Source organism: Roseobacter sp. SK209-2-6, from assembly GCF_000169455.1.
In the GTDB taxonomy this organism is placed as follows: Bacteria; Pseudomonadota; Alphaproteobacteria; order Rhodobacterales; family Rhodobacteraceae; genus Pseudophaeobacter.
Map to the genome: position 1 here is coordinate 630,997 of NZ_AAYC01000001.1, position 18,735 is coordinate 649,731.

General features: G+C 56.4%; 16 protein-coding genes. 6 read left to right on the forward strand and 10 right to left on the reverse strand.

Going from position 1 to position 18,735, the window contains the following annotated elements; all coding sequences use genetic code 11:
* Nucleotides 1–39: 39 nt before the first annotated feature.
* Complete coding sequence (locus RSK20926_RS03095) at nt 40–2,055, forward strand: M3 family metallopeptidase (RefSeq protein WP_008204319.1); 2,016 nt, start codon at nt 40–42, stop codon at nt 2,053–2,055.
* Between the two features lie 91 nt (nt 2,056–2,146).
* Here the strand turns inward: RSK20926_RS03095 and RSK20926_RS03100 are convergent, their stop codons facing one another.
* Both RSK20926_RS03100 and RSK20926_RS03105 read right to left on the reverse strand, forming a co-directional pair.
* Nucleotides 2,147–3,073, reverse strand: a complete 927-nt coding sequence (locus RSK20926_RS03100) for a 2-hydroxyacid dehydrogenase (RefSeq protein WP_008204320.1) — start codon at nt 3,071–3,073, stop codon at nt 2,147–2,149.
* On the reverse strand, nt 3,070–3,486 hold the full coding sequence (locus tag RSK20926_RS03105; protein ID WP_008204321.1) for a VOC family protein: 417 nt from the start codon (nt 3,484–3,486) through the stop codon (nt 3,070–3,072). Before RSK20926_RS03105 ends, RSK20926_RS03100 begins: the two co-directional genes overlap by 4 nt.
* Before the next feature lie 111 nt (nt 3,487–3,597).
* Between RSK20926_RS03105 and RSK20926_RS03110 the strand changes: the two genes are divergently transcribed.
* Complete coding sequence (locus RSK20926_RS03110) at nt 3,598–4,449, forward strand: LysR family transcriptional regulator (RefSeq protein ID WP_008204322.1); 852 nt, start codon at nt 3,598–3,600, stop codon at nt 4,447–4,449.
* Here the strand turns inward: RSK20926_RS03110 and rodA are convergent.
* From rodA to RSK20926_RS03135, 5 genes are read right to left on the reverse strand one after another with little or no spacing between them, the layout of a single operon-like run.
* Complete coding sequence (gene rodA, locus RSK20926_RS03115; RefSeq protein ID WP_008204323.1) at nt 4,446–5,585, reverse strand: rod shape-determining protein RodA; 1,140 nt, start codon at nt 5,583–5,585, stop codon at nt 4,446–4,448. The genes RSK20926_RS03110 and rodA overlap by 4 nt on opposite strands.
* Entirely contained in the window at nt 5,582–7,528 is a 1,947-nt protein-coding gene (mrdA, locus tag RSK20926_RS03120; protein ID WP_008204324.1) for a penicillin-binding protein 2, read from the reverse strand. The genes rodA and mrdA overlap by 4 nt, the downstream gene beginning before the upstream one ends.
* On the reverse strand, nt 7,525–8,064 hold the full coding sequence (locus RSK20926_RS03125; protein WP_037253377.1) for a hypothetical protein: 540 nt from the start codon (nt 8,062–8,064) through the stop codon (nt 7,525–7,527). Before RSK20926_RS03125 ends, mrdA begins: the two co-directional genes overlap by 4 nt.
* Nucleotides 8,057–9,010 (reverse strand): rod shape-determining protein MreC, encoded by a 954-nt coding sequence (gene mreC, locus RSK20926_RS03130; RefSeq protein WP_008204326.1) that lies wholly within the window; start codon nt 9,008–9,010, stop codon nt 8,057–8,059. Before mreC ends, RSK20926_RS03125 begins: the two co-directional genes overlap by 8 nt.
* A gap of 58 nt (nt 9,011–9,068) precedes the next feature.
* Nucleotides 9,069–10,115 carry a rod shape-determining protein gene (locus tag RSK20926_RS03135; protein ID WP_008204327.1) on the reverse strand — a complete coding sequence of 349 codons (1,047 nt, stop codon included), beginning with the start codon at nt 10,113–10,115 and terminating at the stop codon, nt 9,069–9,071.
* Nucleotides 10,116–10,372: 257 nt separating this feature from the next.
* On the opposite strand from RSK20926_RS03135, the gene RSK20926_RS03140 reads away from it, so the two are divergent.
* On the forward strand, nt 10,373–11,161 hold the full coding sequence (locus tag RSK20926_RS03140; RefSeq protein ID WP_008204328.1) for a 23S rRNA (adenine(2030)-N(6))-methyltransferase RlmJ: 789 nt from the start codon (nt 10,373–10,375) through the stop codon (nt 11,159–11,161).
* Nucleotides 11,162–11,289: 128 nt separating this feature from the next.
* Here the strand turns inward: RSK20926_RS03140 and RSK20926_RS03145 are convergent, their stop codons facing one another.
* Nucleotides 11,290–12,864 carry a 2-isopropylmalate synthase gene (locus RSK20926_RS03145; protein WP_008204330.1) on the reverse strand — a complete coding sequence of 525 codons (1,575 nt, stop codon included), beginning with the start codon at nt 12,862–12,864 and terminating at the stop codon, nt 11,290–11,292.
* A gap of 278 nt (nt 12,865–13,142) precedes the next feature.
* Nucleotides 13,143–13,724: a helix-turn-helix domain-containing protein gene (locus RSK20926_RS03155; RefSeq protein WP_008204331.1), complete on the reverse strand. Its 582-nt coding sequence runs from the start codon at nt 13,722–13,724 to the stop codon at nt 13,143–13,145.
* Nucleotides 13,725–13,818: 94 nt separating this feature from the next.
* Between RSK20926_RS03155 and RSK20926_RS03160 the strand changes: the two genes are divergently transcribed.
* Nucleotides 13,819–15,015 (forward strand): MFS transporter, encoded by a 1,197-nt coding sequence (locus RSK20926_RS03160; RefSeq protein WP_008204332.1) that lies wholly within the window; start codon nt 13,819–13,821, stop codon nt 15,013–15,015.
* Between the two features lie 58 nt (nt 15,016–15,073).
* Here the strand turns inward: RSK20926_RS03160 and RSK20926_RS03165 are convergent, their stop codons facing one another.
* Nucleotides 15,074–16,471 (reverse strand): 2-isopropylmalate synthase, encoded by a 1,398-nt coding sequence (locus RSK20926_RS03165; protein WP_037253606.1) that lies wholly within the window; start codon nt 16,469–16,471, stop codon nt 15,074–15,076.
* 187 nt (nt 16,472–16,658) lie between these two features.
* On the opposite strand from RSK20926_RS03165, the gene RSK20926_RS03170 reads away from it, so the two are divergent.
* On the forward strand, nt 16,659–18,317 hold the full coding sequence (locus tag RSK20926_RS03170) for an NAD+ synthase (RefSeq protein WP_008204334.1): 1,659 nt from the start codon (nt 16,659–16,661) through the stop codon (nt 18,315–18,317).
* A gap of 195 nt (nt 18,318–18,512) precedes the next feature.
* Nucleotides 18,513–18,735: FAD-dependent oxidoreductase (locus tag RSK20926_RS03175; protein WP_008204335.1), on the forward strand; the 223-nt coding region annotated here is incomplete at its 3' end.

The following is an 18,735-nucleotide window of genomic DNA, read 5'->3' on the forward strand; positions in this document are numbered from 1 at the left end:
TTGGCTTTGCCGTTAGCCTTGGCCACAAAGGAGTTTTTCATGTCAAACCTGCTTCTCTCTCAATGGGATACCCGTTTTGAAATCGCACCATTCGACCGCATCTCGGATGAGGATTTTTCCCCGGCCCTGGATGTGGCCTTGGAACAGCACAAAATCCAGATCGATGCGATTGCCAGTAATCCGGAGCCTGCAAGTTTCTCCAATGTGATTGAGGCGCTGGAAACCCCGTGTCGGGAATTGGAGCAGGTGCTTGGGGTCTTTTTCACCGTTGCAGGTGCGGACAGCAACCCAAAGCGAGAAGAGCTGCAACGGGAGTTCTCACCAAAACTGGCAGCGCATTTTTCCGAAATCACAGCCAACAAGGCCCTCTATGCGCGTGTCAAATCCGTTTGGGATCAACGTGAAGAGCTGGCTCTGAGCGATGAGCAGCAGCGCGTGCTACTGTTGACGCATCGTGGGTTCGTCCGCGGAGGTGCCGCGCTGGAAGGTGACGAAGACCAGCGCATGCAGGAAATCAAAGGCCAACTGGCCACTCTGGGCACCCGCTTTACGCAGAACCTTCTGGCTTCTGAGCGTGACTGGTTCATGGAGCTGGCCGAAGTCGATCTGGAAGGGCTGCCCGGTTTTGTGGTGGAAGCCGCAAAGGCGGCTGGCGCTGAAAAAGGGGTCGATGGCCCGGTTGTGACCCTCTCGCGCTCTCTGATTACGCCATTTTTGCAATTCTCAACCCGTCGGGATCTGCGCGAAATCGCTTTCAGGGCCTGGGCGGCGCGCGGCGAAGGGGAGGGGGAAGCCGACAACAGAGGCATCGCTGCCGAGATCCTGAAACTGCGCCAGGAACGGGCAGAACTGTTGGGGTATAGCAGTTTTGCCGACTACAAGCTGGAAACCGAGATGGCCAAAACGCCCGATGCGGTGCGCGGCCTTTTGATGGATGTCTGGGAGCCGGCCAAGGCACAAGCAGAAGCGGATGCCAAAGTGCTGACAGAGATGATGCGCGAGGATGGCATCAATGGCTCTTTGGAGCCCTGGGACTGGCGCTACTATGCGGAGAAGCGACGTAAGGCTGAACATGACCTGGATGAGGCAGAGCTGAAACCTTATTTGCAGCTCGACCGAATGATCCAGGCGAGCTTTGATTGCGCAACCCGGTTGTTCGGTATGACCTTTGCACCCTTGGATGTCCCGCTTTATCATCCAGATTGTCGCGCCTGGGAGGTGACCCGTGACGGGCAGCATTTGGCCGTCTTTATTGGAGATTACTTTGCGCGCGGTTCCAAACGCTCTGGAGCCTGGTGCTCTGCAATGCGCCAGCAGGCGAAATTTCCGGCGATCCAGACCCCAGTGGTGATCAATGTCTGCAACTTCGCCAAAGGCGATCCTGCACTCCTCTCTTGGGATGATGCACGCACCCTGTTCCATGAATTTGGCCATGCCCTGCATCAGATGCTTTCGAATGTGACCTATGAAAGCATCTCCGGCACGTCAGTGGCGCGCGATTTCGTCGAACTGCCCAGCCAACTTTATGAGCATTGGTTGGAGGTGCCGGAAGTTCTGCAGAAATTTGCCACCCATGCGGAAACTGATGAGGCAATGCCTGAGGACATGTTGAAAAAGGTGCTGGGTGCCGCGAATTTCGACATGGGCTTCCAGACTGTGGAATATGTGTCTTCCGCGCTCGTGGATCTGGCCTTTCACGAAGGGGCGGCTCCAGAAGATGTCATGGCCAAGCAGAATGAGGTATTGGCGGGTATCGGAATGCCTGAAGCAATCACCATGCGCCACGCTTCTCCTCAATTCGCGCATGTTTTCTCGGGAGATGGCTATTCCTCCGGCTATTACAGTTACATGTGGTCCGAAGTGATGGATGCAGATGCTTTTGCCTCTTTCGAGGAGGCCGGAGGCGCTTTTGACGCGGATCGGGCTAAAGCGCTGGAGGAGCATATCCTGTCAACCGGAGGCTCTGTTGATCCGGCGGATCTATACACGGCTTTTCGTGGGCGACTGCCCGGTGTTGAGGCCCTGCTCAAGGGCAGGGGCCTTGCGGCCAAATAGGGGCGGTGTTTGCTTGGCTCTGCCCCTGATGAAAGGGGCAGGGCGCGTTGAAAAGGGGAGGGTGCTAGGGCAGCTTCCCCATGTTTCTGTTTTAATATCCCAATTGTCGGTCTACTTGATGGAGGAAGGGTTCACCCGCTTCGCCTCGTCGGAGGTTTTCGGCAATAACTTCGGCTGCTGTGCTGGCGCGGGTTTCAGCCGCGATATGCGGAGTAACCGTGACATTTGGATGCCCCCAATAGGGATGATCTTGGGGCAGGGGTTCGACTCGGAAGACATCAAGCGTAGCATGTCCGATCTGTCCTGTTTCCAGCGCGGCAAGAAGCGCATCATCGTCGACCAATGGTCCGCGGCCTGGATTGATGATCCGCGCACCCTTGGGCAGCATTGCCAGAGTTTCGGCATCCAGGGTGTTCTCCGTGGCGGCGGTGTCAGGCAACAAAAGGATCACAATTTCCGCAGTTCTTAGGGCCTCTTTCAACCCGTCCTCTCCGTGCAGGCAGTTGATATTGGGGATGTCTTTTGCGGATCGTGACCAGCCGGTGACTGGAAAACCCAGGCCCACAAGTGCCTGCGCACAGGCAGTTCCCAGGGCGCCCAGGCCAAGCATGGTGATCGGGCGTTCCCGGGCCAGTGGAGGGACAATGGGGTTCCAGCGATCCTGTTCAGCGAGGCTGCGGTCGATATCCAGGTGATAGCGCAAAACATGGCCGGTCACCCATTCCACCATTCCAGCCGTTAATCCGGGATCGACCATACGGCATAGCGGCATGGTGAGTGTGCTATTGCCCGTGATCTTTTCGACCCCGGCCCAAAGGCTGAGTACAGCCTTGCAGCGGCTATGATGGGAAAAATCTTGTAGATCCGAATTGGGCGCATAGACAACATAGTCGACCTCGCTCGGCGCATGATCCAGGCGCAGGTCCACCTCTAGCCCGGCGTTTTGAAAGGCTGTTCTGAGTGGGGCTTCATAGCTGGCCCAACGCTCGGGCAGGGCAGCAAATTGCACGTTGATCATATAGCAAAGACTCCTTCCATATCAGCGAACCCTTTGATTTCGATGGGGTTGCCCGCGGGATCATGAAAGAACATGGTGCATTGCTCGCCTGGCTCCCCGGCGAAGCGGGTGGTTGGGGCGATGGTGAAGGCAATGCCCTCATCTTGCAAGCGCTCTGCGAGGCTGCGCCAGGCTTCGAGAGGTAAGATCACCCCAAGATGCGGCATTGGCACCAGATGCTCCCCGACTTTGCCCGTTTTGGATGTTGCAAAGATGGGGCCAAGGTGCAGGCTGATCTGGTGGCCAAAGAAGTTGAAATCAATCCAGGTCTCGGTGCTACGGCCCTCCTTGCAGCCTAAGAGGCCGCCATAAAAGGCCCGTGCTTTGTCCAAATCGTCAACGTGGTAGGCCAGATGGAAAATGCTTGTAGTCATTCGCGCGTTCCTTGCATTCGGTTTGGTTCCTTAGAGTGTGCATTGGGGGTTTACCGTCTTTGCGGAAGAATAGGTTAGCTAATTCCTCTTTCTTCAAACATAAGGGAAACTATGGATATACGATTTGTTGAAAGTTTGGTCGCGGTTGTGGAGGTCGGTTCCTTGGCGGCGGCTGCTCGACAACAAAACCTTACAGCGGCAGCGATTTCCCAACGTGTTGCTGCACTCGAAGCCGAACTTCATGTCGCGCTCTTGCTGCGAGAGGGAAGGCGGGTGGTCCCGACCCCGGATTGTGAGGCTTTGCTGCCGGATTTCAATCGGATGCTTCGCATACGAGCTGGGTTGAAACAGCGGTTGATGCAGGGGCGGTTGAAAGGGACATTCCGGTTGGGCGCGATTTCCACAGCGATAGGTGACTATGCGCCTGGCTTGGTCGAAGTGCTGAGGGCGGAGGCGCCGGAGGTGGAGCTGTCTCTCATGCCTGGGTCCTCTTCCGAGATTTTTCACAAATTCGAAAGTGAGGCCTTGGATGCCGCACTGATCGTTGAACCTCCATTTGTCCTGCCTAAATCGATGGTGTTCGAGGTGGTGGGGCGGCAGCCTTTGGGCTTGCTGACGCCGAAAGAGCCCGGGCAGGACTTGCCCTATATTGTCTATGGGCGCGAGGCCTGGGGTGGGTCAGCATGTTGGGCAGCACTTGAGCGGCTGGAAACTGCCCCCAGGATCCTGTGTGAGATGGATGCGCTGGAGACCATTGCGCAAATGGTGGGGGATGGGCTGGGGCAAGCCCTGCTTCCAAGATGGGAGGGTTTGTTACGACATTTCCCCCAAACCTGCTTTGCGCCGATTGATGCATCCGCGCGAAACGTTGGTTTGCTCAGCTGGCGGCGCGATAGAGATCGCCCGGTCATGGAGTTGCTGCGGCAGGGACTCGGTTTGGCCCAGGGGGTGACGCCGTCCTAGCGGGGCCGGTGGATATTGGCGCTTTGGACCAGACCAAAGGCCGCCAACAGGACGAGCATCGCAGAACCGCCGTATGAAACCAGCGGCAGCGGCACGCCCACAACCGGGGCTAAGCCCATGACCATCGACATGTTTACCGCAAAAAACAGGAAAAAGGTGATCGCAACCCCAAGCGTGACCAGTGAGGCAAAACGGTCTTTGGTTGCAAATGCCGTGGCAACACAGAACACGATGATCAGCACATAAATTGAGAGAAGGGTAAAGCCGCCGATAAAGCCAAACTCTTCTGCCAATGTTGTAAAGATAAAATCGGTGTGTTTTTCAGGCAGAAAGTTCAGCCGCGATTGGGTGCCTTGCATATAGCCCCGGCCAGACCATCCGCCAGACCCCAGCGCGATCTTGGATTGGGTGATGTGATAGCCAGCGCCAAGCGGGTCTTGCGAGGGGTCCAGAAAGGTGTCGATACGCCGATACTGGTAGTTTTTCAGCAATTGCCAATCGGTGCCTCGGCTCTGAAACACGGCGCTGACAAGGGCAACGGCAGAAGCGATGACGGCGGCAAAGTAGCTCCAATGCACCCCCGCCAGGAACATCACCCCACCACCTGCAGCCATCAGCAAAATGGATGTTCCCAAATCGGGTTGCCGCAGAACCAGGAAGGTGGGCAGGAGGATCATCAAGACTGGCAAGAACACCCAAACCGGCTTTGAAATGCGCTCTGCTGGCAGCCAGTCATAATAGGCTGCGAGAAGCATAACCAAGGTTATTTTGGTAAGTTCGGACGGCTGAAGCCGCATGAAACCCAGATCAATCCAGCGCTGCGCCCCCATGCCGACAGAGCCAAAGAACTCAACCGCGATGAGCAAAAGCAAGGATAGGAAAAAGGCCAAAGCAGAGATATTTCGCCAGAACCAGGTCGGCACCATGGCGACGATGAGCATCGCCGCAATCCCCAGCAAAAAGCGTTTGAACTGGGGTTCTGCCCAGGGGCTGAATGATCCGCCTGCAACGGAATAGAGCATCAGGAAGCCAACGCCAGCAGCGGTGACCAGCAACAATGTCAGAGGCCAGTTCAGATAGAGGATTTTGCGCAGACCCGAAGGCGTCGTCTTAGCGTGATACTCTAGATAGCTCATGCTCGATCACTGCTCCGGCCTTGCTGTGGTCGGATACGCTCCCGCTCCAGGCGCTCTTGCTGAGCCTTGATGCGACTGCGATCGCCTTTGGGGTAGGCCGCAAGAGGCGGTGTGCCATTATAGAGTGCTTGCAACATTACATCGCGCGCAATCGGGGCCGCAGCCTTAGAGCCGCCTCCACCGTGTTCAACAACCACGGCTACCGCGTAGCGCGGATTGTCATAGGGGGCGTAGCAGACGTAAAGCGCATGGTCACGTCTTTCCCAGGGCAGATCTTCGTTGCGAATAACACCCGCAGCGCGTTCCGCAGCGGTGATGTTACGGACCTGACTGGTTCCGCTCTTGCCAGCCATCCGCATGTCTTCGGCAATGATGCGCGCCCGATAGCCCGTGCCGCGTCGGTCATTGCTGACCGAATACATCCCGCGCCGGACCATACGCAAATTGTTTTCACCCAGACCCAAAGAGAGACCTTCGCCGCTTTCCTGTTCGATCCCGTCAATGGATTTGACCAGTCGCGGGGTTATGCTGCGGCCGGTTGCAATTCTGGCGGTCATCACGGCCAGTTGGAGCGGAGAGGCCAGCATAAAGCCCTGTCCGATTGAGACATTTACGGTATCACCAACCAACCAGTCCTGCCCGTGAACACGCGATTTCCAATCCCGATTGGGAGCCAACCCACGGGCGACCGCTGACATAGGTAGGTCGTGGCGGATGCCAAGCCCCAGACGGTTGGCCATGGCAGAAATCTTGTCGATACCCACCTTAATGGCCAGATCATAGTAATAGACATCGCAGGATTGTTTCAGCGAGGTATTGAGGTCGACATGCCCATGGCCTGCGCGCTTCCAGCAGTGGAAGCGACGCCCTGAAACTTCCAAATGGCCGGGGCACCACACAGTATCCTCAGGCCCGATCAGCCCCTCTTCCAAAGCGGCAAGGGCGGCGACCATTTTAAAAGTTGATCCGGGCGGGTAGGTGCCCTGGACGGACTTGTTTGCCAGCGGACGATAAGGGTCCTCGGTTAGCAACCGGTAGTCAGCAACCGAGATTCCACGGACAAAGAGATTTGGGTCAAAGCTGGGTGCGGAGGCGATGGCGCGAAGATCACCGTTCTTGCAATCCACGATAACAGCTGCGGCGCTCTCCCTGCCGAGGCGGGCCTGAACGTAATTCTGCAGCTCAGCATCCAGTGTCAGCTGCATATCCGTGCCGGCTTGCCCCTCTTTCCGGCTTAGCTCACGCATGACGCGGCCTGTTGCGTTGACTTCAACCCGTTTGGTGCCAGCGGAGCCTCTCAGGCTGTCTTCGCGTTTGGCTTCGAACCCAACTTTACCAATCTGAAAACGCGGGATCCGCAAAATGGGATCCGGCGTTTCCAATTTGCCGAGGTCATAGTCCGAGACCGGACCAACATAGCCGACGACATGGGCAAAATCACCAAGTTGCGGGTAGACACGTGTCAGGCCCACCTCCGTGGTGATACCGGGCAGGGCAGGGGCATTCACCGCAACTTTGGAGATTTCCTCCCAGCTCAGCTGATCCGCAAGTGTGATCGGCAGGAAAGGTGGTGAGCGGCGCATCTCTGCCAAGGCGCGCTCGATATCTTCGGGGTCCAAAGAAATCAGCTGGGATAGTTTTTCGATGACTTCACCGATGTCGCCCGCGTCTTCCGGAACAACAGTGACCCTGTATGAGGGCGAGTTATGCGCCAATGAGAAGCCGTTGCGGTCAAAAATCTCTCCGCGTGCCGGGGGAAGCAACCTGATGTTGATGCGATTTTCTTCGGCCAAAAGCCGGAACTGATCGGCCTGATCCACTTGCAAGTAACGCATCCGGGCGGCAAGTCCGCCTGCAAAGACCAATTGAATTCCACCCAAAAGCAAAGCACGCCGGGACATGCTGCGGTGTGTGGTTTCAACTTCTTTGGGATTGCGTTTCATGCGCGGGCTCCCAGGGCATCTGCTTCTGCAGGGGATAGCTTGCGCACGCCCAGCAGGTTTTGGCTAAACAGAGCCGCCAAAGGATAGGCCATTACAGTGGCAAGCATTTCGATAATAGAGAGGCCGAAGGGCGCCTGCTCCACCGCAAGCACGAATAAGACGAACCTATTTGCTAGGACTATTGCCGCGATAACAACCGCAGCGGCCAGCCACTCTGCCAAGAATGTGGCTTCGCGATGTGGTTGTGCCCGCGTTTTAAGGAACTCACATCCAATCAGAACCAAGAGCGCCATTAGACCAGGTGGTCGGTGGAACAGAAAATCCATGATCACAAAGGTACCGGCAAGCAGCAGAGCAGGAACATAGTCGGGGCGGCGCACAGACCAAGCAAGCGCCAGCACCAGAATGAGATCTGGAGGCGCCCAGCTGCGCGGGTTTGTTTCCAGCGGGAGCAGGCGGAAGAAGACAACAGCCAAGGCAAGGCCGGCAAAGCTGCATCGCATAAGATGGACCTTGGCTGGTGTAACATCAGCCATTGTCAGCGCTTTCCACAGTTGCTGCATTGGGCAGAGAGGGTGTTGGTTCAAAATCTGACGGGCGGAGTTTCGGGGTGGCGCTGCCCGGTGCCGGAACGATCAACCCACCTGGATCACGGATCGCGCGGGTGCCCTGTCGACGCAACACGCGCAGGAATTCCAGACGTTGATAGTCGGCGGAGAGACGCACGCGAAGCCGTCCACTCCGGTCTTCGGTCATTTGCCCTACCAAGAGGCCAGGAGGGAACACATCCCCATCGCCAGAGGTAATCACCCTGTCGCCAGGGCGGACGAGGTCCGGGTTTTCCAAGAAAGTAATCAGTGGGGCTGCACTGTTGTCCCCGGTGATGAGGGCGGTCTGGCCTGAGGGCTGGATGGTGACAGGAACCGCGCTGGCGGCATCCGTCAGCAATACAACGCGCGAAGTGTCCCGCCCGGTCCCTGAGATCCTACCAACCAGGCCGATACCATCCATTGTGGCCCACCCGTCGCGAATACCGTCCCGGGAACCAACATTCAGCAAGACCGACTGACGAAACGGCGAGCCGCTATCGGCCATGACCACTCCCGTTATATAGGAAAGCTGCGGATCCAGGCGCACATTGTTCAGGTCCAACAAACGCGCGTTCTCTTGCTCCAGCTGGAGGGCAGCCTCTTTCCAGGCGCGCATCTGGCGCAACTCAGAGCGCAGCTCGCGGTTTTGCTCGGCCAGGCGCTGATAGCTTTGAAAATCGCGGAACAGATTGATAGTGCCGGTTACCGGAACCATGGCCCATTCCATATTGGGGACGACACGATCGATCAATTGCGCTCGAAACCGCTCTACCCTTGGGCTGTCGATCCGCCAGAGCAGAAACAGCGCCAATAGGCACAAACAAAGCAACCCCAGCAGCAAACGGCGCAGTGGGGTTGTATAGTCTTCACGCTGGGAACGGTCTTTGGCCAAAGGGCTCCTTTCCCCTTTTGTCTGGTCTTAGACGCCGCAGCGGCCGCTTCAGCTGAGATTAGCTGTCGTAGTCGATCGCATGGCGCAGCTGTTTTTCGTATTCTAGCGCTTTACCTGTTCCAAGTGCCACGCAGTTCAAGCTTTCATCAGCGATAGAGACTGCCAATCCGGTCTGTTCCCTCAGGGCCAGATCCAGATCACCAAGAAGCGCACCACCGCCGGTCAGCATGACGCCGCGATCCACGATATCGGCGGCCAGATCTGGGGGGGTGGTTTCCAAAGCGGTCATCACCGCTTCGCAGATCTGCTGCACAGGCTCTGCCAATGCCTCGGCCACCTGAGCCTGGGAGATTTCGATCTCTTTAGGCACCCCGTTCAGCAGGTCACGTCCGCGGATCTGCATGGACTGGCCGCGGCCATCGTCTGGCATGCGGGCGGTGCCGATAGAGGTCTTGATCCGCTCAGCAGTGGCTTCCCCGATCAAAAGGTTCTGCTGGCGACGCAGATAAGCAATGATGGATTCGTCCATCCGGTCGCCACCCACGCGCACCGAGCGCGCATAAACGATGTCGCCCAACGACAATACCGCAACCTCGGTGGTACCACCACCGATGTCGACGACCATGTTGCCTGTCGGATCGGTGATTGGCATGCCTGCACCAATGGCCGCTGCAATCGGTTCTGCAATCAATCCAGCGCGTCGGGCACCCGCGGAGAGAACGGATTGACGGATTGCACGTTTTTCCACCGGCGTTGCACCGTGGGGGACGCAGACGATGATCTTTGGCTTTGAGAAAGTCGACCGCTTGTGCACCTTGCGGATGAAGTGCTTGATCATTTCTTCGGCGGTATCAAAGTCGGCAATAACCCCTTCGCGCATTGGGCGGATGGCTTCGATCGAGCCAGGGGTGCGGCCCAGCATAAGCTTTGCATCTTCGCCAACGGCCAGGACCTTTTTCACCCCATCTTTGACGTGATAAGCCACCACAGAGGGTTCAGACAGGATAACACCGCGCCCTTTGACGTAGACCAGTGTATTTGCGGTGCCGAGGTCAATGGCCATATCCGAGGTGAACAAACCGCCGAGATTTCCGAAAATCGCCATGTAAGAGGGGTCCTGTTGAACTGTAGCTGAAGGGAGCGACTCTGATCCTGTCGCAATCCAAGGTCTTATAACAGTGCAGAGGCACCGTGAAAGGGCGTTTTATCTTTAACTAGCGTCTTTTCGCCGGTCTTTGATCACTTTCCCAATGAGGCTTGTCTTTGCGCAGGGGTGCCTTTTTCCAAAAAACAGATTCGCGGGCTGTACCCGCTGCAGGATCAGAGGTTTCGTGAGCCTCGAAAAGCGGTTAGAGGAAGCAGATGCTCTCTTATCAACACATATATCATGCCGGGAACCTGGCCGACGTTCAAAAGCACGCGCTTTTGGCTTGGGTATTGTCCTATCTGACCCGCAAGGAAAAACCTGTTAGCTACATCGAGACGCATGCAGGGCGTGGTCTTTATGATCTGAAGGCGCCGGAGGCGGTGAAAACCGGAGAGGCCGCCGCAGGCATTGACCGCGTTCTGCGCGCAGAGATCTTTCCTGACGGTCACCCACTGCTTGCAGCGTTGGAGGCCAGTCGGCAGATGCATGGTGCCGCAGCCTATCCGGGGTCGCCTCTTGTAGCGGCGTCGCTTCTGCGTCCCACTGACAGCCTGCATCTTGCAGAGCTGCATCCCAAAGAACATGAGGGCCTAAAGGAGGCGCTGCCCAGAGGACGGGCCAAGCTATACCAGCAAGACGGGTTTGAGTTGGCGCAATCCCTGACACCTCCGATGCCGCGTCGTGGTATGATGCTGATTGATCCCAGCTATGAGATCAAATCCGACTATGGGCGCATTCCAGGCATTATTTCCACGCTTCACCGGAAATGGAACGTCGGGATCATCGCTCTGTGGTATCCGATCCTGACCGATGGCAGCCATCGCGCGATGCTCAATGCGCTGATGCGGCAAGATCTGCCAGGCGCAATCCGCCATGAGGTCAACTTTCCACCTGCGCGGGAGGGCCATCGAATGGTGGGCTCTGGCATGTTTGTAGTTAATGCGCCCTATGGGATGGATGAAGAATGCAAGAGGTTGGACCGGGTGTTCGCAGCGCTCAAGTAAAGGTTCTCCCTAAAATCTTGGCCAACCGATGAGCATGAACCAGGGCTCTGTAGAATAGCTGCGCATTTCAAAGAAAAAGCCCCGAACCTCTCAGTTCGGGGCTTTTCGTTTTGCTGGTTGAGCCAGTCCTAGGCGAGATCTTTGTAAGAAATTTCGCGGGTGTCGACCCCTTCGCCGACCTTGCCACGGCGTACGATCAAACGGTTCAGCGCGTTCACATAGGCCTTGGCTGAGGCAACAACAGTATCCGTATTTGCGCTTTCACCGGTTGCAATGACACCATCCTCTTCCAGGCGGACAGAAACGGTCGCCTGGGCATCTGTGCCCTCGGTTACTGCGTGCACCTGATAGAGCTGCAGGCGCGCAGTGTTCGGGTGGATCTTGCGGATCGCCTTAAAGGTCGCATCCACAGGGCCATCGCCTTCGGAGGTGGCGCTGACATCTTTGCCGTCAACTTCCATCTCGAGGGTGCTTTCAGCAGGCCCACCGGTGCCGCAAACTACTTTCATGGAAACGATTTGCAGGTAGTCGTTTTCGGCATCTTCGCCAGACCGCATCAGCGCGATGAGATCATCGTCAAAGACTTCTTTCTTGCGATCCGCCAGCTCTTTGAAACGAACAAAGACGTCCTTGAGTTGGTTATCGCCAACCTCAAAACCCAAGTGTTCCAACTTGTCGCGCAGGGCTGCACGGCCAGAGTGCTTGCCAAGGGGCAACGAGGTGCCGGAGAGACCCACATCCTCTGGGCGCATGATCTCAAAGTTCTCGCGGTTTTTCAGCATGCCATCCTGGTGGATACCGCTTTCATGGGCAAAGGCGTTTTTGCCCACGATAGCCTTGTTAGGTTGCACCACAAAGCCGGAGACAGTCGAGACGCGACGCGAGATATGCATGATCTTGGTTGCATCAATGCCGGTGCTCCAAGGCATGATGTCATTGCGTGTCTTCAGCGCCATCACCACCTCTTCAAGTGCTGTATTGCCCGCGCGCTCGCCCAGGCCGTTGATGGTGCATTCGATTTGGCGGGCGCCGCCAGCAACGGCTGCCAGGGCATTGGCGGTCGCCATGCCAAGATCGTTGTGACAATGGGTGGCAAAGATCACTTCATCCGCACCGGGAACCGTTTCGATCAGGCGCTTGATCAGATCCGCGCTCTCTGCCGGGGCAGTGTAGCCCACGGTATCAGGGATATTGATGGTAGTGGCACCCGCCTTGATCGCGATCTCGATCACGCGACAGAGGTAATCCCATTCGGTGCGGGTGGCATCCATTGGTGACCATTGCACATTGTCCACCAGATTACGGGCATGGGTGACTGTCTCGTGGATCTTGTCCGCCATCTCATCCATGGTGAGGTTCGGAATGGCGCGATGCAGTGGCGAGGTGCCGATAAAGGTATGGATGCGGGGCTGAGCGGCCTTGCGAACCGCTTCGGCGCAGCGATCGATGTCCTTGAAGTTGGCGCGAGCGAGGCCGCAGATCACCGAGTTCTTCGAGCGTTCTGCAATCTCGGACACCGCACGGAAATCGCCTTCGGAGGCGATTGGAAAACCGGCCTCGATGATGTCCACGCCCATTTCATCCAGAAGCCCGGCAATCTCCAGCTTCTCGTCATGAGTCATGGTGGCGCCGGGGCTTTGCTCGCCATCGCGCAGAGTGGTGTCGAAGATCAATACGCGATCTTTTTCAGTCAAATTGGTCATGCTGGTAGCTTTCTATTCTGTCCTAAGTCCATTTTCTGGCGCGCTTGCAAACCCTCTGAGCGGACGCGCCAAAGAATGGCACGCTCAGAGGCAGCTTAGGAGCAGTAGGGCACGCAGAGACAGCCCGCGGGTCGCGGAGTCGGTCACAAGGATATCTGCGTTCAAAGTCATGGGGGATTTATACAGCGCCCAAAAGGAATGGGAAGAGGGAAATTTTGCGAAACGCAAAGCGGGCACGCGGCCAAGTCATCCTCTGCCTAAATTCCTTGTGGCAGCGTCTAGTAATGTGGCGGGGTAACGGCCCAGACGAGGACGGTTCGCTTGGGGCCGGGATTGTGATAGCGATGTGGCCGTTCAGAGGAAAACTGAATTGTATCTCCTGCTTGCAGCAAGACGGTTATGTCATCGACGGTGACTTCCAGCTGCCCCTCAGCGATGTACCCTGCTTCCTCACCCTTGTGTGAGTATAGCTCCGCACCGGAACCTGCGCCGGGTTCAAAGGTTGTCAGCACCATTTCCAATTGACCCGAGAGGGATGGGCTGAGCAATTCGTCGCGCAGGCCGGATGCAAAGCGCAAAGAGCGCCGCTGCCCTGCACGGACGACAAGGCCAGCTTCAGGGCCTTCTTGATCCTCTGGTCCCGGGAAAAACCAATTGATGCCGACCCCCAGTGCTTTGCCAATGACGTTCAGGGCCCGAATGGAGGGATCCGCATCCTGGCGCTCCAATTGGCTGAGATAGCCAATAGAGAGACCTGTTTCCGCAGCCAGCTGTTTCAGTGTCAGGTGCTTGGCTTTGCGCAACTCACGCATTCGCGCGCCGATGATGGGTTGCGTTTCCCGTTTTTTTTGGTCGTCCATTTCCCTTGACTCATCTTAATTTGGGGTGAAAAATTATTATAATGAATCATATCGTATCTGAAAATTCAGATAAAGGGTGGAGGGGTTGGGGCCTATGTTTCGCACAAAGTTTTTTCAGGCCTATGGGTTTTGGCACTGGGGGGAGGGGCTGCAGACCGTTCTGTTTACCTGGTACATGACCTTTCATGCAGGAATGTCCGCCAGCGAAATTGGGTTTTATCAGGCATTGGTCCTGTCTCCGTTTCTATTGTTCACGGTTGCAGGTGGGGCGCTGACCGACCGGATCGGTGCCGGGCGTTGTTATCTTTGGTCAACATTGGGGTTTGCCGGAGTCCTTGCGGGCTATGGGCTGATGGATCACGCCTTTGGCGTATTGCCCTGGGCGTTTTTTGCCTATTGTCTGCTGGCAGGGATCACCAGCGCCGTTTCGAACCCCGCCATTGATACCTTTATCCCGGCGGCATCCCCACGCTCTGTTCAGGCCAATGCGCTCCTTGCCGCAACTGCCCATAACGTGGCCAAGCTGGCGGGCACTCTGACAGGTCTTGCTTTGCCCTGGCTACTGGCTTTGGGTGGTTTTGGCTTGAATGCGCTTTTGATGGTGATGAGTGTGGCCCTACTCTCGCTGCATCTACGCATGTTGGCGGCTCAACACGTGGGGCCAGAAAAGGGCCAAGCCATGAGGCCTGCTCCTGTGTTCAGCCGCCTGCGTGCGCATTACCGGGACTGCGCAGAAAACACTGATATTCTGTTGTCCAGCGCGATGCTCGGATTGCTGGTTGTGCCGGCGGGCTATATCCTCTGGCCGTTGCTATTGCGTGAGCGTTTCCCAGAGTTTGGAGGCATGCTTGCTCTTCTCTATATCTTTGCCTGGCTGGGGGCGATCGGGGTGACCGGGCTTGCGGGGCGATACGCGGCGCGGTTGCAATGGCCAGGCCGTTTGGCACTATTTGTCTGGCTCGGTTGGGCTATTGTTCTCGCACTTCTGAGCCAAGTTCAGAGTTTTTGGCAGATGTGTCTTCTCACTGGCGTGCTAGGCAGCGTCAAGATTGGCAAGGCGCTGGTCTACGGGCGTTACCTGTACAACAGTCCAAGTGAGAGCCGTGGGGTTCTGATCGCAATGGACCAGACTGCCTTTTGGGGGCTCGCGACCTTTGGGACTTTCCTGATGGGGCTGGCGGCGGAACAACTGGGCGTTACCACCTCCATTTTACTGATCTCCTGCCTGGTTGTTCTGTTCGTTCTGTTACTTGCTGCGCGCCGAAACCTAGCCGGAATAAGGCCGGTCTAGGATCTGGTTCAGTAAAAGAGGAAAGTTGGTGCAAAAGGCGGGGCGCAAAATCAAAAGGTCAGTTGTTTGTGACCAGGGCACCGTTTTCCCATTCACCTTCCGTTTTCTGACCCGTTGCATATTTCAAGGTGCCGGGCCCTTGGCGCTTTCCGTTTACAAAGCTGCCTTCGTAGGTGTCGCCGTTGGCATAGGTTGCAACGCCTTTGCCCGTAATCTTGCCATTGTTCCATTGCCCTTCGTAGACAAAGCCACCAGGCATGGTGATCTTGCCCAGACCGTGGCGCTGGTTCTCGGCAAATGCCCCTGCATAGACAGAGCCATCAGGATATGTGACCTCAGCGGTGCCATGGCGCTGATCATCCTCCCAGCCGCCCTCGTAGCGGTAGCCACTTGCGTCAGTCATGATGCCCTGACCGTGGTTTCGAGCATTTTTGAAACCGCCTGTATAGGTGATGCCGTTGGCATAAACGGCGGTGCCTTTGCCTTCGATGACGCCGGCAATCCACTCACCCTCATAGGTGGAGCCATCCGGGTACATGATTTTGCCGTGACCATGGGCTAGGTCATCTTGGAATTGGCCTTCATATTTGGAACCATCGGGATAGGTTGCACGACCTTGCCCCTGTATTTGCCCGGCCAGCCAATTGCCCTCATAGACATAGCCGTCGGTTTTGGAGAAAATGCCGTGGCCGTGGCGTAAATCGTCTTGGAAATTACCGCGATAAGTATCGCCATTGGCATGCTGTTGCACCCCTTCGCCCTGGCGGCGGCCTTGGTCCAGAGGGCCGGTGTAGACATCTCCATTGGGTTGGGTCAGCGTGCCAGTTCCATGCATTTGGTTTGCAGACCAGGTCCCCTCATACCTTAGGCCATCCTGCATTTCCAAGGTGCCACTGCCGTGCAGCTGGCCATCCAGGATCTCACCTTCGTAGAGGGCGCCGTCAGGATAGGTGATCCGGGCTGAGCCTTCTTTTCGTCCTTCGATCCAGTCCCCATTATATTCATACCCGCCGGGGTTCTGCATCACGCCTTTGCCATGACGTTGCCCGTTTACAAAGCCACCTTCATAACGGACGCCGCTGGCATAGACGGCCACGCCATTGCCGTTGATGATGCCGTCTTTCCATTCACCCTCATAGGTACCGCCATCGGAAAGCGTGATCTTGCCGATGCCTTCGGGCTTACCTTTGGAAAACTCACCTTCATAGACGCTGCCATTGGGGAAGCGCGCGGTGCCATGGCCACGAATCTCGCCATCTACCCATTGGCCCGAATACTCATACCCATTTGGCAGTTTGTAGGTGCCTGTCCCATGTTGCAGCCCGCCGCGAAAGGTGCCCTCATAGACGCCTCCGATCTCATCTTGGCTGGTAATAATAGCATCCTCTTGCGCCCAAGATGGGGAGGCTGCCATGAATATGGAAATCACTGCAAATGCGGTGCTGAATCGGGTCATGTAAACCTCTGTCTGCCCCTGAACCAGCCAAAGGCCGGTGGAGGATGTTGCTTCTGCCAATGGGTTATTTGCTTGGAAACTAAGCGAGGGGCGGGCTTGCCGCAATGTCTTTTGATCCTCGGCCCTTTTCCTTGGCTGTTGATCTGATACACGACAGGAGAACAATTTTGCAAAGGGCTTGTCTGAAATGGCAGATCGTTTCCGTATTTCTTTGGCACAGTTGAATCCAACAGTAGGCGATCTTGATGGCAATGCCGCCAAGGCGCGTCAGGCCTGGACAGAGGGACGTAAAGCTAAAGCGGATCTGGTGGCGCTGCCAGAAATGTTTCTGACAGGCTACAATGCGCAGGATCTGGTGATGAAGCCGGTCTTTCATCTGGCTGCGATGGCTAAGGCGGAAGAATTGGCGAAAGACTGCGCCGATGGGCCAGCTTTGGCCATCGGCTGCCCCTGGGTGGAAGATGGCAAGCTGTACAATGCCTACCTGATCCTGAAAGACGGAAAGATCGCTTCGCGATGCCTAAAACATCACCTGCCCAATGAAACGGTTTTTGATGAGGTGCGCATTTTTGATGCAGGACCTTTGGGCGGCCCCTATGCGGTTGGAAATACGCGGATTGGCTCCCCGATCTGCGAGGATGGTTGGCACGAGGATGTCGCGGAAACACTGGAAGAAACCGGGGCCGAATTTCTGCTGATCCCCAATGGATCCCCCTATTTCCGCAACAAGATGGAAGTGCGCCAGAACCACATGGTGGCCCGCGCAGTTGAGACGGGTCTGCCGGTTATCTACCTCAATATGGTCGGCGGGCAGGATGATCAGGTCTTTGACGGGGGCAGTTTTGTACTGAACCCGAATGGTGCCCTGGCGCTGCAGATGCCGGTTTTTGACGAGTGTATGACTCAGCTGGATCTAGAGCGCGCCCCGGAGGGCTGGCGCGCTATCGAAGGCGAGAAAGCGCATCTGCCTGATGAGTGGGAGCAGGACTATCGGGTGATGGTCGAAGCTCTGCGCGACTACCTGCGCAAAAGTGGTTTTCAAAAAGTTCTGTTGGGTCTCTCGGGTGGGGTGGATTCCGCCATTGTTGCGGCCATCGCAGTGGATGCCATTGGAGCTGAGAACGTGCGCTGCGTTATGCTGCCCTCCGAATATACCAGCCGGGAATCCCTGGATGACGCCGAAGCAGTGGCAGAGGCGCTGGGCGTTCACTACGACTATGTACCGATCACGGAGGGGCGCGCTGCGATCACCAATACACTGGCACCGCTCTTTGAGGGGCGTGATGCGGATCTGACAGAGGAAAATATCCAGTCTCGCCTGCGTGGACTGTTGTTGATGGCGATGTCGAACAAATTTGGTGAAATGCTGCTGACCACGGGCAACAAATCCGAAGTCGCTGTCGGATATGCCACAATCTATGGCGATATGAACGGTGGTTATAACCCGATCAAAGATCTCTACAAGACCCGGGTGTTTGAGACCTGCCGCTGGCGCAATGACAATCATCGCCCCTGGATGATGGGGCCAGCAGGTGAGGTCATTCGCCCCAATGTAATTGATAAACCTCCATCAGCTGAACTACGGGATGATCAGAAAGACAGCGATAGCCTACCGGATTACCCCGAGTTGGATGCCATTCTGGAGATTTTGGTCGACCAAGATGGATCGATTGCGGATTGTGTTGCGGCAGGGTTTGAGGCTGAAACCGCCAAGCGCGTCGAGCATCTGGTTTACATCAGCGAATATAAACGCTTTCAGTCCGCCCCCGGTGCGCGCTTGACCCCTCGGGCCTTTTGGCTTGATCGAAGATACCCAATTGTCAATCGATTTCGGGATCAAAACTAGTCAAAACTCAGCACCTGGCAATTGCGCGGGTTAGTGCCGGGGTCCTCTATCTGGTTAAAACAAAAGGCGAAAACCCCCTCGTTTTGCTTGCTTGACTGTCTGGCTGCGTCCGAATAACCACATCTTTGATACAGGAAACCCTGTGGCGATTTTGCCTACTGGACCGGGCAAAGTCTGCACGGCATAGAGCCTCCTATGCCTGGACCTAAGCTGCCCCATTTCCAAGCCGATCTAGCCCTGCCCAAACGCGCCGATGTGGTTGTTGTTGGGGGAGGTATTGTTGGTGCTTCTACCGCACTGGAGCTCGCAGAACGTGGGCACTCGGTGCTGCTTTGTGAAAAGGGGCAGATCGCAGGTGAGCAGAGCTCTCGCAACTGGGGCTGGGTTCGCATCTCCCAAAGAGATCCGCGTGAGATCC

Excerpts from the sequence above, each read along its gene's own strand:
- RSK20926_RS03095 (WP_008204319.1), top strand. The coding sequence starts at position 40 with ATGTCAAACCTGCTTCTCTCTCAATGGGATACCCGTTTTGAAATCGCA.
- RSK20926_RS03100 (WP_008204320.1), bottom strand. The coding sequence starts at position 3,073 with ATGATCAACGTGCAATTTGCTGCCCTGCCCGAGCGTTGGGCCAGCTAT.
- RSK20926_RS03105 (WP_008204321.1), bottom strand. The coding sequence starts at position 3,486 with ATGACTACAAGCATTTTCCATCTGGCCTACCACGTTGACGATTTGGAC.
- RSK20926_RS03110 (WP_008204322.1), top strand. The coding sequence starts at position 3,598 with ATGGATATACGATTTGTTGAAAGTTTGGTCGCGGTTGTGGAGGTCGGT.
- rodA (WP_008204323.1), bottom strand. The coding sequence starts at position 5,585 with ATGAGCTATCTAGAGTATCACGCTAAGACGACGCCTTCGGGTCTGCGC.
- mrdA (WP_008204324.1), bottom strand. The coding sequence starts at position 7,528 with ATGAAACGCAATCCCAAAGAAGTTGAAACCACACACCGCAGCATGTCC.
- RSK20926_RS03125 (WP_037253377.1), bottom strand. The coding sequence starts at position 8,064 with ATGGCTGATGTTACACCAGCCAAGGTCCATCTTATGCGATGCAGCTTT.
- RSK20926_RS03135 (WP_008204327.1), bottom strand. The coding sequence starts at position 10,115 with ATGGCGATTTTCGGAAATCTCGGCGGTTTGTTCACCTCGGATATGGCC.
- RSK20926_RS03140 (WP_008204328.1), top strand. The coding sequence starts at position 10,373 with ATGCTCTCTTATCAACACATATATCATGCCGGGAACCTGGCCGACGTT.
- RSK20926_RS03145 (WP_008204330.1), bottom strand. The coding sequence starts at position 12,864 with ATGACCAATTTGACTGAAAAAGATCGCGTATTGATCTTCGACACCACT.
- RSK20926_RS03155 (WP_008204331.1), bottom strand. The coding sequence starts at position 13,724 with ATGGACGACCAAAAAAAACGGGAAACGCAACCCATCATCGGCGCGCGA.
- RSK20926_RS03160 (WP_008204332.1), top strand. The coding sequence starts at position 13,819 with ATGTTTCGCACAAAGTTTTTTCAGGCCTATGGGTTTTGGCACTGGGGG.
- RSK20926_RS03165 (WP_037253606.1), bottom strand. The coding sequence starts at position 16,471 with ATGACCCGATTCAGCACCGCATTTGCAGTGATTTCCATATTCATGGCA.
- RSK20926_RS03170 (WP_008204334.1), top strand. The coding sequence starts at position 16,659 with ATGGCAGATCGTTTCCGTATTTCTTTGGCACAGTTGAATCCAACAGTA.